We start from the raw sequence: 13,568 nt of genomic DNA on the forward strand, positions 1-13,568 counted from the left end.
GTGGTCGAGGCCCACTGCGCCGACGCCCTGTTCTGCATCTCCAACTGCGACAAGATCACCCCTGGCATGCTGCTGGCGCCCCCCCCCCCCCCCCCCCCCCCCCTCCTCCCCTCCCCCCCCCCCCCCCCCCCCCCCCCCGGGACAGCTGCGATGCCGCGGTGGGCGCGGCACGGCGGTGGCAGGAGGCTGGCAGGGGACGGCATGGGTGCGATGCTAGCCAGCTGCATCTGGCGGACCGGCGCGCTCCGCCGGCCTGGCTGCACGGACGGGCCGCTGGGACAGCAGGCCCCGGCGGGCGACCGATCCAGAGGCGGGGGTGTAGTTGGCGCGGGCGGTGTAGGGAGCGTAGCCGACGGTGGCCGCGGAGGATCGCGGTCGGCGGCGACGGCGAGGAGCAGGAGGGGTGGGACATCAAGCTCGGTGCCTGGATCGGCAATCAGCGCTCCCGGGCCGGGACGCTGTCTGCGGAGCGGGGGGAGCAGCTGTCCGCGATCGGGATGCGCTGGGCGTAGCCGTGCGGTCGAACAGCTGGGGCCGGCGGGTTCTTCGGCATGCGGGGCTGGGAGGGTACGGATGAGTGATCCGGATCGAGCCGGGTGGCATGGATGGCCTTGAGGGCTGCCGGAACCTGTTGCTTGTGGTCGGGCTGCTGCTCGCGCACGCCAGCCGGTACGCGGAGGGATGCAAGGGGTTCGAACGCGGGCGGGGCGGCGGCTGTATCTGCGGGCTGGCCCTCCCGCTCGGCTTCGGTCCGCTGGAGCGCGGGGTCGTCCTGCCGCCGGTCCTCACCGCCAGAGGGAAGTGCAGCTGCATGCTTGGCCGCGGCACTTGGTGTGTGATCGCCGGGCCGGGGTGGGCGGCCGGAATCGTGATGCCCAGGCACATCGGGTGACGCACGCGGCATCGGCAGGGCGGCCGGGAAAGCGGTCCGCTGCGGAGCACCTTGGGGATGGTGTCCGCGGTGAGGAGAGCCGGGGGGCGGCGACACGGCGCCCTCCCTCGGGGGGAGGTTCCCGCCGGCGCCCTGGTCCACGGCTGCCGCGTGTTCGCGGCGCATTGCCTGTGACAGTGGTGTACGGAACATGTCACAGGGCTCGTACCGGCAGGTGCCGCCGCTTCCCTTAGAGTCCCGTCGGGTGGGATGTTTACCGGCCTGAGCGGCCCTTGGGGGGCCGCAGGGAGGGATCGGGGTGGACATCGTGACGCACCAACAACACCGCACCGGCAGCGGCAGAACCGCCGGAGGGACTCGGAGAGTCGGCAGGACGGGCGGAAGCGGCACATTGCGGCGGGGCAGGGCGGTGGTGATCGCCGCGGCGCTCGCCATGGCCGTGCCGCTGACTCTCGGTGCTGCAGGAGACGCGGGGGCGGCGGGGGATCACGCGATCGTCTTCGCCCGCTACACCGCCACAGCGTCTATCGAGGACCTGTACGCGGTTTCCTCCGGTGGCGGCACGCCCATCCAGCTCACCCACACCTCCACCGTCAGTGACGTGATGCCGAGCTGGTCCCCGGACGGCAAGCGGGTGGCCTTCGTCCGCTTTGGATCCGGTGGCGCCATCGACGGCATCTGGACGATGAAGGCCGCGGGCGGCGATCTGAAGGCCGTTCCCGGCACCAAGGGCGCCTCGGACCCGGCGTGGTCCCCGGACGGCAAGCGGATCGCCTACGCCAAGCCGGTCGGCACCCAGCGCGAGATCTACGTGGCCGACATCGACGGCACCCCCGCCACCCGGCTCACCCACACTACGGCGGACGATCTCCATCCGACGTGGTCGCCGGACGGCAAGTACCTGGCGTTCAACCGCGCGGACGCGGGCGGACACAGCCGGGTGATGCGGATCCGGCTGTCCACCCTGGCCCAGACGGCCATCACCGGGGCCGGCTCCCACGACTGGACGCCCGACTGGTCGCGCAGCGGCCGGATCGCCTTCAGCCGTGTGGACTCCTCGGGTTTCGCCCACCTCTACGTCGTACGCCCGGACGGCACGGGACTGCACCGCATCACGGCGGCTCGCCTCAACGACAAGAACCCCTCGTGGTCTCCGGACGGCAGGCGCCTGGTCTTCACTCGAGGCGGCGTGGACGACGCGGACCCCGAACACCTCTGCCTGGTGCGGGCCGACGGGACCGGGCTGACCCAGCTCACCAAGACCGACTCCCATGACCTGGAGGCGGACTGGCGCCCGTAAGGCGCCCGTCAGCTGCCGGTGGGTCTGCCCGGCTCCGGCGAACGCGTCCTGCTGCCAGGGCGTTTGTTTCAGATCACCGGATCGTCAGCCGGGCCCTCGCCGCAGGCTCGGCAACCGCTGAAGGCAGCATGCCGGTGCTCCACGAGCCGGCCCGCCGACCGGCGGCGGGGCCGGGCAGGACCGCCCTGCCCGGCCCCGCCGCCTTCCGCGGAGGCCGGGCGGCAGCCGGACCGCGGCGGCGGCGCTGGCCGGCAGCGGGGTGGGGGCCGCGGGGCCCGCCTGGAGGTCGGTGAACGGGCCCGCCTCAGCGCCAGGCAGTTGCTCGAAGTTTCGCGGGCCGTTCGGCGCGCTCCAGAGAGCGCTGCCGGTTGATCGGTGCCGCTCGGCGTGAACAGCGGCGCGGCGAGACGGCGCGCCTTGCGGCGCAGGCCGATCGCGGCTGGTGCCTGGACGGCGGCTACCGGCAACGTGACCACGCCGCCAAGGACCAGGATGCATGCACAGGGTGTGGCGCCGGTCGGGTTCTGGGCGTGCGTCTTCACAGGCTCAGCCTCCATCTGTACAACGGCCCCCCGGGCGCCGGGGTGGACAGCGCGCGACCAGGCCGGCAGCCAGCGCTCGTATGGTCCGGCGGCGGGCCGGCAGCTATTGCGTCAACTCGCGAAGCGGCCAGGCCGCTTCGGTTGGTGGGCGTCGCTTTCCCTGCCGCGTAGGCGGCGCGTAGCAGCGGCGTGGCGCCGGCAGGAGCAGTCCCTGCCGGCAAAGGGCCCGGGCCCGGCCATGCTCCCGGACGGTCATCGGCACAGGCTGCCGCTACGCCGTAGAGTGCCGCACCCGGGGTCACCGTGCCCGCGATGGCGGCCGCCTCGCGCCGCGATCGGTGTTCCTGCTCTGCCACATCACGGGTGTACCCGCCGCGGCTGCGCCACGGTGGGTGCCTGTCGTGGTCGCAGGACAGGGGCTTGATGGCGGCGTTGTGGGGGCGGGCCTGCGGGCTGGGCGGCTTCGGCGGCACCGGTGGGCGTCGGTCTTGGCATCTGGGCCGACTCTGGTGGTCGCCTCCCGGCACCGTGGAGCCGCTCTGTGGCCTGCCTGGGCGGCGCTTACCCTCCGGTCTGGCCTGCGAGGCAGGGTGGTCTTCACGTCGGGTGTCCGGCTGTGGCGCGGCTTGCCTGTGAACGGCAACGCTCAGCGTCTCCCCGCCAGCGCACGAGGCAACCGAGGCCGAGTACAGCAGATGGGCCGTGCAGGATGCGATAGGTAGGGGTGATCGGCGATCAGGGCGTCGCCGGCATGGCTGGGCGGGGGCCGGGCGGCTCCATCGGTCGGACTGCCGCTCATGGCATGTCTGTCGTCGCCCGGCGCGTTCCTCTGCAGGCAGCCGCCCGCCGTCGCAGCGCCCGTTCGTCCGGTTTCCCGTGGGCCGTCCGCGGAAGGGACGATTCCCAGAAGACAGTCGTCGGTTGGTGCGCCGGGCCAGCGCCTGGGCCACCACGTGGCAAGCCTGCCAGGCCACGGCGCGGTCCGGGGCCCACCCCGGGGCCGGTACCAGGAAAGCGCAGACCTCCTCGCCGGTGACATCACTGGGCCGGCCGACCACGGCAGCCTGCGCCACGCGCCGCGACCCCGCCGGTCACGGTGCAGGCGGTCGGGGCGCAGGCGGGTTTACGGCGCAAGCGGTCGCGCTCGTCTGCGGGCTGTACGCGAAAAGGAGGGCGGACCGCTGTCGCAGAAGGGCGGTGCAGCCCAGTCGCGGTGACGGCTGTGGCGGCCCGTCAGGTGCGGCTCGGTGCCGGCTCCGCCTCGGAGGGAAGCGCTGCCGCGCGGCGGGGCAGCAGCAGCGGAGTCGCCAGCAGGAGCACGCCGGCCAGGCCGATGGCCGTACGCGGGCCGAGCAGGCCGCCCAGCACGCCCCAGACGGCCGTCAGGAGCGCGGTCGAGGCCTTGGTCGTCACCGCCCAGGCGGACAGAGTACGGGTGACCCGGTCGGCCGCGGTGCGCTCAAGGCGGTAGGCGGCGCAGACGGGGTTGAAGACCCCGCAGCAGAAGATGAGGCCGAGCTCGACGCCGATGACCAGCAGCAGGCCTGCGGTGCCCGGCGCCAGGAAGGCCAGGCCGACGGGCCAGAGCGCGCGCAGCGCCCCGGCCGTGATGAGGACCTGGTGCTGCCCGAACCGGGTGACCAGCGGCCGGGCCAGCCGTGAGCCGAGCAGCCCGCCGATCGAGGGCGCGGCGAAGGCGAGGCCGTACTGCCACGGTGCGAAGCCGAGCCGGCCGAGCATCAGGACGGCCAGCAGCGGCTCGGCGGCCATCACCAGGCCGTTGAACAAGGCGGTGTTGAACAACAGCGGACGCAGGCCTGCGTCGGCGAGGATGTACCGCCAGCCGTCGAGCAGGTCCCCGGCCCGCATGCGCCTGCCCTCCCGGCGCTCGGGCCGCGGCTCATGCCCGCCCGTCGCGCGGATGCCCAAGGCCGAGAGCAGGTAGCTGACCGCGTCGGCCACCACCGTCGCCACCGGGGTGAGGAGCCCGATCGCCGCGCCGCCCAGCGGCGGTCCGATGATCGTGGTCGTCCAGGCCGTGGACTCGAACCGGGCGCCTGCGACGAGCAGGTCCTCGGCCGGCAGCAGCGCTTTGAGGTACGCGCCGGAGGCGGCGCGGAAGGTGATGTCGGCCGCCGCGACGACGACCGAGACCAGCAGAAGCTGAAGGAAGGTGAGCACGCCGAGCGCGAACGCGGCGGGGATCGTCAGCAGCGCCGCGCACCGCACCAGGTCCATCGCGATCAGCACCGGCCGCTTGCGGCGGAACTCCACCCACCCTCCGAGCGGCACAGCCACGGCCGCGCCCACCGCAGCCCCCACGCAGGAGAGCGCGGCGAGGCGGGCCGGTCCGGCGTGCAGCACCCGGATGGCGATCAGCGGGAGGGCGCCGTAGGCGAGCCAGGTGCCCAGCGCGCTGGTCCCGTACGCTGCCCACAGCCACCCGAACTGCCGCCCCAGCCGATGCCCGGGCAGCTGTCCCAGCCGACGTCCAAGCCGACGTCCGAGCAGATGTCCCAGCCGGTGCCCGCTGCTCATGCCCGACGCCCCTCGCCCCTCGCCCCTCGCCTGCACAACCGATCCGCGTTCGGAATTATCAAAGCGAGCGTCCTGCCTGGGGATCAAACAACCGCAGGGCCACCGGCCACAACCAGCGGTTGTGGCCATAGGGTGTCGGGATGGACCTCGTCACCGTCCGGACCTTCGTCGCCGCCGCCGAGGCGGGGCAGTTCCAGGAGGCCGCCGCCGAACTGGCCGTCACCCAGCAGGCCGTCTCCAAGCGCATCGCCGCACTGGAGCGCAACCTCGGCGTGCGGCTGTTCACCCGCACCGCGCGCGGCGCCGAGCTCACCATCGACGGCCAGGCGTTCCTGCCCCACGCGCGCGAGCTGCTGCGCGTCGCCGAGCGCGCGGAAGCGTCCGTGCGCACCGGCCGCCGTCCGCTGCGCGTCGACGTGATCGCCTCACGCGGCGCGGCGTCGGGCCTGATGCGCGGCTTCAACCGCGCTCACCCCGAGACCGACCTCGACGTGGTGTGGCTGCTTGAGATCGAGACGGCCGTCGCCGCCATCCGCTCCGGTGCGATCGACGCCTCCTTCCGCGCCGTCGCCGCCCCCGGCCGGCCCCTGCCCGAGGACATCGCCTCCGTCCGGGTGCTCGACGAGCCGCTCCAGCTCCTCACCGGCCCCGCCCACGCGCTGGCGGGCGCCCGGTCGGTGACCCTCGCCCAGCTCGCCGGGCACCGGATCTGGATGCCCGGCATCGTCCCCGGCACCGAGTGGGCCGCCTACTACGACGACCTCGTCGCCGAGTTCGGCCTCACCATCGAGGCAACCGGCCCCAACTTCGGCTCCGACGCCCTCCTGGACACCGTCGCCGACACCCCGGCCCTGGCCACCTTCATGGGCGAACACACCCGCCTCGTCTGGCCCGGCAGCCACGGCCTGCGCCGCATCCCCGTGACCGACCCGACGCCCGTCTACCCGCACTCGCTCCTGTGGCACCGCGACAACCCCCACCCAGCACTGACCGCGCTGCGCACCCACCTCGCCGCCACAGCGGCCCGCCACGACCACACCGGGACCTGGACACCAGGCTGGACGATGCCACGCTGAACGCCACCGCGTCCGCGATCACCATGACCCGACCAACGGACACCGCCCCCCGGGGGGAGCAGCCACCGGCACACTCCGCCCCCCTGCATACGCCTCACACGCCTCAACCGTGATCAAGGCTGTGAACCGCCGATCCAGCTCAGCAACCCCGGACAAGAACAGGCGCCGGGTACCGGGCGCAAGCTGGGGACGATCGCAGTCCAGGTGCCCTGCGGGCCAGGTCAGGTGCCCTGCGGGCGGGGAGAATCCAGTGAGCAGGTGCGATGTCACCTCCGGACAGAGGGGCGGCCGGCTTCCACAGACCGCCCTCACCTCGATGCCGTGCTGAACCCCTACGGATGCCGGAAGGCGGCCGGCAGGGCACTCAGCCGTACCCGACGGTGGCACTTCACCTCGCCGCCCGGGGCGGCCAGGACCCACACCCTGCCCGTCGTCCTGCACACGACGATTCGCGCTGCCGCCGACCGTGACCCGCCACGGACCCCATGGCAGGGACAGCTCCGTGAGGCCCAAGCCATGCCGAGCCGCGCGGCAGGCCAGCCGGGAGGCGGCACCGGCACGGTCGTACGAAGCAGAGCAGACCGCTCCCGCCACCGCCTCCGCGTACGGCTCGCACGCCAACTCCTCACCAGTCCTAAAGACGCCCGAGCCGTCCACCGCTCAGTACACGTATTTCCCCAGCCGTTTGGTCACGTAATTCCCCACCTCGTCGGTGGCGACGTGACTCGTGCCCGCCCCCGTGCGCCTCGTGCGTGTGGGACTGCTCTCTGAATGGTGTGCCTTTCGCGTGCGATGAGCTCGCGTGGGATGGGACGCCGACAATGATGCCCCTGAGCATGAGGACCACGAGCGCGACTCACCTCGCCGAGGAGCGGGTCAACGACCGGTGTTGCTGAATACCTCCGTGGATGCCGGTGCCCGGGGCTTCAGGTTGTCACAGCCTTGGAACTCCGGCGTCGTGGAGGGCCATGTCAACCGGATCAAGATGCTCAAACGCCAAATGTTCGGCCGCGCGAGATTCGAACTTCTCCGCAAACGAGTCCTGTTGGCGTGGGCGAGCGTCACGGCCCTGTAGGGAGTGAACGCCGATCCGCCCGCCTGTGTCGGCCTCCTCGCCCTGACGTGCACCGGATCCCCAAGTTGAACGCGTTCAAAAAGAAAGGCTACGCTGATGTCGAGCGAAGCCGAGGGGGTTCGATGAAGGTAGTGCTGCCCGGGGGAACCGGACAGGTGGGCACGATTCTCGACCGTGCGCTGACGGCGGCCGGCCACGAGGTCACGGTGGTGACCCGGCGTCCCGTGCGGGCGCATGACATCGGATGGGACGGGGCCACGCTGGGCCGTTGGGCCGCGGCGATCGACGGCTGCGATGTCGTGATCAACCTGGCGGGGCGCAGCGTCTCCTGCCGCTATACCGCCGAGAACCTGCAAGCGATGATGGATTCGCGGGTGGATTCGGCGCGGGTGGTCGGTGAGGCGATCGCCGCCGCTGCGCGGCCACCGCGCGTCTGGCTGCAGATGAGTACGGCGACGGTCTACGCCCACCGCTTCGACGCGGCACACGACGAGGCGACCGGGGTGATCGGAGGCTCGGAGACCGGGGTGCCGGGCTACTGGGCGTACAGCGTCGAGATCGCGAAGAGCTGGGAGCGCGCGCAGGCCGAGGCGCCGACTCCCGCGACCCGCAAGGTGGCGCTGCGCTCGGCGATGGTCATGAGCCCGGACCGCGGCGGTGTGTTCGACGTACTGTCGCGGCTGGCGCGACTCGGGCTGGGCGGTCCGGTGGCCGGCGGTGCGCAGTACGTCTCCTGGATCCATGACGAGGACTTCGTGCGAGCGGTGGAGTTCCTCATCGCTCGGGACGACCTCGAGGGGCCGGTGAACCTTGCCTCGCCCGGCCCCCTTCCGCACCGCGACTTCATGCGGGCGCTGCGCACGGCCTGGGGCGTCCCGGTGGGGCTGCCGGCGACGCGCTGGATGGCCGAGTTGGGGGCGTTCGCGCTGCGCTCGGACACGGAGCTGCTGCTCAAGAGCCGTCGGGTGGTGCCGGGTCGGCTGCGCGCAGCCGGTTTCGCTTTCGCATATCCCGAGTGGGAGAGGGCCGCTACGTCCCTCGTGCAGCGGGCCAGGCTGGTTCGTGCGGCATCGAGGCGGGCCCGTGAATCGAGCCACGCTGTGTAGACGAGCACAAGAAGCGGACCAGAGCCACAACTCGTGAACAGAGTCAAGCCTTACAAACGAGGGGCGGCGTGGCCTGATCACGCGCAGGCTGGATGCCCAGCTGCTGCCCAGTGACGGGCTCTTCGAACACGGTGACCGTCGGGAGGACAGCGCTCTCATTGACATTCGCCTGTGGCCCTGGCCATCAGACCATACGGAACCGGCCATATCGGATAGTGCACCGCACATCGGATTGAAGTGTCCATGCCTGCCCCATAGCGTGTGCGAGGCATGCGCGGCTGGGTGATGCCCCGCATCACAGCACACGGCCGCACGCCCGTGCCTGCCCTTCGACCAAGCGGGCCACCACCAACGGGAGGACCATCATGAGCCTGCGTACTGCCCTTGCCACCCGCACCGCGAGATCGGCGGCAGCCGTGTTGGCCACTGCAGCGCTGCTGCTGACCGGCACCACGGCCGCGCACGCCCTCACACCCAAGCCCAAGGGTCCGGCCATCGCCGACGGCCAGATCTACTACTACGCGCTCCAGAATCAGAACACTGGTCGCTGCGTGGACGACTCCTGGGACTACGGTCTGCGGGCGTTCACCTGTAACGGGCTCAACTACCAGAACTTCAACTGGTACAAGCAGACCGACGGCACCTGGGTCATCCAGAACCAGAACACCGGCCGTTGCATCGACGACAGCACCGACTACGGTCTGCGCGCGTTCAGCTGCAACTACCTTTCGTACCAGCGGTGGACGATCGTCTACCAGTCCGATGGCACGAAGACGTTGAAGAATCAGAATACCGGCCGCGTGATCGACGACAGCCTCGACTTCGGTCTGCGCGCGTTCGGGTACAACGCGCTGTCCTACCAGAGGTTCACGTTCGTCGGCTGACAGACTAGCCGGCCACGGCCTTGCGCGCCGTTGGTGGTGCGCACGGCCGTGGCGCATCGATCAGGCTTGCTCAGATCATGCGGGTGGCCATGGCCGGCGGCTGCCGGCTCGGGGTCTTCGACATGTCGGTCCTCACCTCGGGCATCCCCTCGAAATCGTCCTGTGCCGGTGGTCTGCGGCCGGTAGGCGCGGGTGAGCTTGCCGGTGGCGCCGAGGTCGGCCAGAGCCTGCCGCCAGGCAAAGCTCTTGCGGTAGGGCCAGGCTTTGTCGGTCAGGACCCGCTCGACGCGGTCGATTCCTGATGCGGCGAAGAAGGCCGCGGCCCGGCAGGAAGGCCGCGCAGGTGGCGGCCTTCTCGTCGCCGTGGATCTCGCTGTAGGCGAGGCGGGAGTGGTCGTCGACGGCGGAGTGGACGTAGTCGAAGCCCACGCTGCTTCGCCGGGCGGGGTTGCCCGGCCCGCCTGCCGGCCCAGCGTCCCGTGGCCGCCGCCGTCGGGGATCCGGCCGACCTTCAGGAACATAAGCAGCTCCGCGACGACCAGGTCCCTCGATCCCGCCCTCCGCGCTACATCTGGCCAATTAGGAGAATTTGGGATGGGGAATTACATGACACTCACACCGTCCAAGTTGGGGAAAAGCTTGATCGTCGACACAGGCGCGCCGGGAGCGCACTGAGCTTGGGATGGGTGCTGCACTGGGAGCGCCGCAAGCGTCAGCGAGGGCGCGAGCGATGCTGAGCAAGTTGCGTGTGGGCTGCTCCCGGCGCCGGTTCACCATGTGGCGGCCGGAGCACCGACACGGTCGCGGGAGGAGTCCGAAGGCCGGGCACGGTCCGGGCTCCTCGTTTGCATACGCGTCCGCAGGGGGGTGACGTCGGCACGCGTGCCGTGCACAACATCCGGCCCGCAGGAAGGTCACGCCGCCCCCGACACGGCTGCCTGAGGCAGACCACGCCGCGCAAGACCGTCCGGTCGACTTTCACCATTATGGGGGCGGGGTGGTGGGTGATCGGTATTGATGATCTTCGCGTCGGTGACCTGCCGTAAGCATCAGGCGGGAACGCCGTGGCACCTGACTGGGTGACACATTTGGCGACTCGTCAGGTTGCGGAACTGACGGACTGTCGGTTGCCTCGTGAGCGGAACACAGGAGAGGCGCCGCGCAGACAGGCCGGACACTGTTCCGTTGGAGGATTCGCATGCGTTACACACACATGGGTGCAGGTATCGGACTGGCTCTCATTGCCCTCGGAATGCAGATCCCGGCCGCTGCCGCCGCTGATGACTCAGATGTCCGTATCGACCCGTGGAATGCCTACCCGGGTTCCACGGTCACGGTCAGTACGAGGGCCTGCGACCCTGACGCGGACTACGGCAAGGGCTGGTCGGAGGTGGCAGGAGAGTTCCACCTCTTCGAAGGCGACCAGAAGGGGGTCCTCACCGGCCAGTTCCAGATCCCGGAAGGAACCAGGCCGGGCAGCGACACAGTCACCCTGAAGTGTCCGCCACTGACCATGGTCACGGAAACGTACCAGGTCACCGGCCGCCCTCCGAGCGGCTCAGTCAGCGCCGGCTTCGGACCGGCCGAAGACACAGGTATGGGGCTCGCCATGGGCGGTGGGCTGCTCGTCACGGCCGCCGCCGGTGGTGTGGTCTGGATGCGCCGCCGCCCGAACGACAACCGAACCTGACCGTCCGACTCTGCCGGCCAGCCCCGTCCACTTCAGCCGGTAACCGGCCCCCGAAACGGAATCGATCCGGTGACCGCGAGACCCGCCCACCGCGAGGCCCGCACCACCCGCTACAACGCACCCGCCGTGAAGCAAAGGCCCAACCGCGATGGCACCCAGACACCACACCAGCGCTTCCCGCGATCCGTTCATCCCTGCAGTGCTCCTTCTGGCCTGCGCAATGACGGCAGGTGCGGTGCTGCTGATCAGCGGGGTGCACGACGAGGAGCCACCACGGCCATCGGCGGCTCAGGCCTTCTCAACCTCTGCAGCCCCCTCCCGCCCCACGGTCCAGCCGCTGCCCCCCGCGGATCCGGTCCGGCTCCGGATCTCCGCCATCGGCGTGAACGCCCCGATGATACGAGTGGGCCTCGATGCGGCAGGGGCGCTACGGACTCCACCACCTGGCAAACCCGGCCTCGCCGGCTGGTACGGCGACGGCACGGCTCCCGGCTCGGCAGGAACCGCCATCGCCACCGGGCATGTGGACACACCCACCGGCGGCCCCGGTGTCTTCTACAACCTCGGCGCCCTCACCGAGGGCGCCACCATCGAGATCAGCCGGGCGGACCGGCGGACAGCGGTGTTCGCCGTCCGCGCCGTCGAGCTTTACGACAGGAAGAAGTTCCCCAGTAAGAAGGTCTACGGCAGTTCCGGCCGGCCCGAACTCCGGTTGATCACCTGCGGTGGCGGCTACACCAAGCGCACCGGCTACCTGAGCAACGTCGTGGTCTACGCGACGCTGACCGCGGTGACGTAACCGGCCGAACGGGCGCTGACCGCTGGACGCGGACGCCGACCACTGCGTAACCACAACGTCGCCTGCACACCGGCGCGACAGCCACACTCCGCGTCCGGATGCACCTGTACTGTCTCGGCACCCTCACCCCGCCGCAGCCGCACCCGGACGGCCGGAGCCGCCTCGTAGGCGAGCAGGACCACGAGCACCTCATGCGCTGGTGCCGTGAACTCGCCACGGACCTCGGGGAGACCGTCATCATCAACCCAGGCTCCTGGGCCGGCACCCGCTTCGCCGAGAAGCGCTACACCTTGTGGGAGACCCCGGACGGCACCCCCCGTCTCCATGGCGGGCGTGAGCCCACTGGTCGCCGGGATGGTCCGGGTGGACCCCGTCTACACCCCGGCCCACGTCCGTGGCCGCGGCTACGCGGCCGCCGTGACCGCCGAGGTGAGCCGGACCGCGCTCGCCGCGGGCGCCACCGAGGTCGTGCTGTACACGAACGCGGCCAACCCCACCAGCAACGCCCTCTACCAGCGCCTCGGGTACTGCCAGGTCACCGACTGGGCCCCGTACGACTTCTCGTATGCCCAACCGGAAGCCGGTGAGGAACTGGGAACATGACAGGCATAGCCACCGCCTCCCGACGCCGGGGATTGGGGACCCGCCGGAGAGCGCCGTCGGGCCGTGATGCAAGATCACCCCATGACCAACACCAGCAGACGCACCGTCCTCGCCTCCGTCGCCGCCGTCGCCGCCGGCCTGCCCACCCTCAATGCCGTGATGGGCAGCGGCGCCACGCCGGCCGCGGCAGCCGACCTGTACGGGTCCAACACCGAGCTGTACACCCGTACCGCCGCCAAGGAGGGCACCGACTGGATGCGCCGGTTCCGCATCGGCGCGCCGGTGCAGGTCACGGACAATGCCAAGGCCACGAGCAGCCCCGTCAGCAGCACGGCGGTGATCGCGCCGCACGGCGGCGGGATCGAGGCGGGTACGAGCGAGCTGTGCATGGCCATCTCCGGTTACACGCCCTTCGACGCCAACACCGACCCGGCGAGCGCGGCGGTGACGGGAGAGCCGCAGCGGGACTACTGGATGTTCGAGGCCCTGGCCAACTCGGCCGCGCAGCACGTCACCTCCACCCACTGCGACGACCCGGCCGCCCTCGCCGTCTGCGCCAACAACCTGTACGCCGTCTCCCTGCACGGCTTCGACGACACGGCCGTGAAGAAGATCATCATCGGCGGTCGGGACGAGCGGCTCAAGCGCAACCTGATGGCAGCCTTCACGAAGTACGATCTGACCTCCCCCGCGAGCAAAGCCGACTGGAACGTGACCGTGGTCTTCGCGGGCACCAGCGACCCCATCAACGGTGACGACCCGGCCAACATCGTCAACCGCACCCGCACCGGCGCCGGCGCCCAGATGGAGCTGTCCACGGCGCTGCGCTCGGCGATGTTCGGTGACTTCTCCGGCGCGGCCAAGCGCAGGACTACGGCCGGCGTGCCGAGCACCGACAGCCCCTACGCCGACCACTTCTGGAACGGTTTCGTGAACGCCGTCCGCGAGGCGATCAAGAACCACGAGCTCGGCCTCGACTCCCTCTAGGAGTGCTTCCTCAGGTTCTGGCTCTGGTCCTGCTGGCGGTGAGGGGGCGGCCGCAGATGGTGCAGGTGCCGGTCCA

The 13,568-nt window shown here is 70.8% G+C and carries 11 protein-coding genes and 3 pseudogenes; 11 read left to right on the forward strand and 3 right to left on the reverse strand.

All coding sequences use genetic code 11. The annotated features are described in order from the left end of the window. The 4 genes and pseudogenes from ACZ5DS_RS34475 to ACZ5DS_RS34490 all read left to right on the forward strand — a co-directional run. Positions 1 to 78: pseudogene (locus ACZ5DS_RS34475) on the forward strand (dihydroxy-acid dehydratase domain-containing protein); the annotation flags it as partial. Between the two features lie 80 nt (positions 79 to 158). Further along, positions 159 to 512 (forward strand): helicase associated domain-containing protein, encoded by a 354-nt coding sequence (locus tag ACZ5DS_RS34480; RefSeq protein ID WP_468246455.1) that lies wholly within the window; start codon positions 159 to 161, stop codon positions 510 to 512. 89 nt (positions 513 to 601) lie between these two features. Next, positions 602 to 892, forward strand: a complete 291-nt coding sequence (locus ACZ5DS_RS34485; RefSeq protein WP_468246457.1) for a hypothetical protein — start codon at positions 602 to 604, stop codon at positions 890 to 892. A gap of 409 nt (positions 893 to 1,301) precedes the next feature. Continuing rightward, a complete protein-coding gene (locus tag ACZ5DS_RS34490) occupies positions 1,302 to 2,192 on the forward strand; it encodes a hypothetical protein (protein WP_468246459.1) in 891 nt (296 codons plus the stop codon). A 538-nt stretch (positions 2,193 to 2,730) separates the two neighbouring features. Here the strand turns inward: ACZ5DS_RS34490 and ACZ5DS_RS34495 are convergent. Both ACZ5DS_RS34495 and ACZ5DS_RS34500 read right to left on the reverse strand, forming a co-directional pair. Further along, positions 2,731 to 3,807, reverse strand: coding sequence for a hypothetical protein (locus tag ACZ5DS_RS34495; protein WP_468246461.1), 1,077 nt, complete (start codon positions 3,805 to 3,807; stop codon positions 2,731 to 2,733). 160 nt (positions 3,808 to 3,967) lie between these two features. After that, the gene (locus ACZ5DS_RS34500; RefSeq protein ID WP_468246464.1) at positions 3,968 to 5,272 is read right to left on the reverse strand and encodes an MFS transporter; all 1,305 of its coding nucleotides are present in this window, start codon (positions 5,270 to 5,272) and stop codon (positions 3,968 to 3,970) included. A gap of 140 nt (positions 5,273 to 5,412) precedes the next feature. Between ACZ5DS_RS34500 and ACZ5DS_RS34505 the strand changes: the two genes are divergently transcribed. The 3 genes from ACZ5DS_RS34505 (at position 5,413) to ACZ5DS_RS34515 (ending at position 9,413) form a co-directional block, all read left to right on the forward strand. Beyond that, positions 5,413 to 6,348 (forward strand): LysR family transcriptional regulator, encoded by a 936-nt coding sequence (locus ACZ5DS_RS34505; protein WP_468246466.1) that lies wholly within the window; start codon positions 5,413 to 5,415, stop codon positions 6,346 to 6,348. A gap of 1,197 nt (positions 6,349 to 7,545) precedes the next feature. Then, positions 7,546 to 8,529, forward strand: coding sequence for a TIGR01777 family oxidoreductase (locus ACZ5DS_RS34510; RefSeq protein ID WP_468246718.1), 984 nt, complete (start codon positions 7,546 to 7,548; stop codon positions 8,527 to 8,529). 365 nt (positions 8,530 to 8,894) lie between these two features. Continuing rightward, entirely contained in the window at positions 8,895 to 9,413 is a 519-nt protein-coding gene (locus tag ACZ5DS_RS34515) for an RICIN domain-containing protein (RefSeq protein ID WP_468246468.1), read from the forward strand. 164 nt (positions 9,414 to 9,577) lie between these two features. Here the strand turns inward: ACZ5DS_RS34515 and ACZ5DS_RS34520 are convergent. After that, positions 9,578 to 9,925: pseudogene (locus ACZ5DS_RS34520) on the reverse strand (DDE-type integrase/transposase/recombinase); the annotation flags it as partial. 686 nt (positions 9,926 to 10,611) lie between these two features. Here ACZ5DS_RS34520 and ACZ5DS_RS34525 point away from each other — a divergent pair. The 4 genes and pseudogenes from ACZ5DS_RS34525 to ACZ5DS_RS34540 all read left to right on the forward strand — a co-directional run bounded on the left by ACZ5DS_RS34525 (position 10,612) and on the right by ACZ5DS_RS34540 (position 13,492). Continuing rightward, a complete protein-coding gene (locus ACZ5DS_RS34525; RefSeq protein WP_468246471.1) occupies positions 10,612 to 11,103 on the forward strand; it encodes a sortase in 492 nt (163 codons plus the stop codon). Between the two features lie 220 nt (positions 11,104 to 11,323). Next, on the forward strand, positions 11,324 to 11,902 hold the full coding sequence (locus ACZ5DS_RS34530; protein ID WP_468246473.1) for a class F sortase: 579 nt from the start codon (positions 11,324 to 11,326) through the stop codon (positions 11,900 to 11,902). Between the two features lie 65 nt (positions 11,903 to 11,967). Next, a pseudogene (locus tag ACZ5DS_RS34535) lies at positions 11,968 to 12,505 on the forward strand (GNAT family N-acetyltransferase); the annotation flags it as partial. 81 nt (positions 12,506 to 12,586) lie between these two features. Then, positions 12,587 to 13,492 (forward strand): poly-gamma-glutamate hydrolase family protein, encoded by a 906-nt coding sequence (locus ACZ5DS_RS34540; protein WP_468246476.1) that lies wholly within the window; start codon positions 12,587 to 12,589, stop codon positions 13,490 to 13,492. Positions 13,493 to 13,568: the final 76 nt, after the last annotated feature.

The sequence above is a fragment of the Streptomyces sp. NPDC031100 genome (genome assembly GCF_055570785.1).

Coding starts and splice junctions, on each gene's coding strand:
- ACZ5DS_RS34485 (WP_468246457.1), top strand. CDS start 602: ATGGATGGCCTTGAGGGCTGCCGGAACCTGTTGCTTGTGGTCGGGCTG.
- ACZ5DS_RS34500 (WP_468246464.1), bottom strand. CDS start 5,272: ATGAGCAGCGGGCACCGGCTGGGACATCTGCTCGGACGTCGGCTTGGA.
- ACZ5DS_RS34505 (WP_468246466.1), top strand. CDS start 5,413: ATGGACCTCGTCACCGTCCGGACCTTCGTCGCCGCCGCCGAGGCGGGG.
- ACZ5DS_RS34510 (WP_468246718.1), top strand. CDS start 7,546: ATGAAGGTAGTGCTGCCCGGGGGAACCGGACAGGTGGGCACGATTCTC.
- ACZ5DS_RS34515 (WP_468246468.1), top strand. CDS start 8,895: ATGAGCCTGCGTACTGCCCTTGCCACCCGCACCGCGAGATCGGCGGCA.
- ACZ5DS_RS34525 (WP_468246471.1), top strand. CDS start 10,612: ATGCGTTACACACACATGGGTGCAGGTATCGGACTGGCTCTCATTGCC.
- ACZ5DS_RS34530 (WP_468246473.1), top strand. CDS start 11,324: ATGACGGCAGGTGCGGTGCTGCTGATCAGCGGGGTGCACGACGAGGAG.
- ACZ5DS_RS34540 (WP_468246476.1), top strand. CDS start 12,587: ATGACCAACACCAGCAGACGCACCGTCCTCGCCTCCGTCGCCGCCGTC.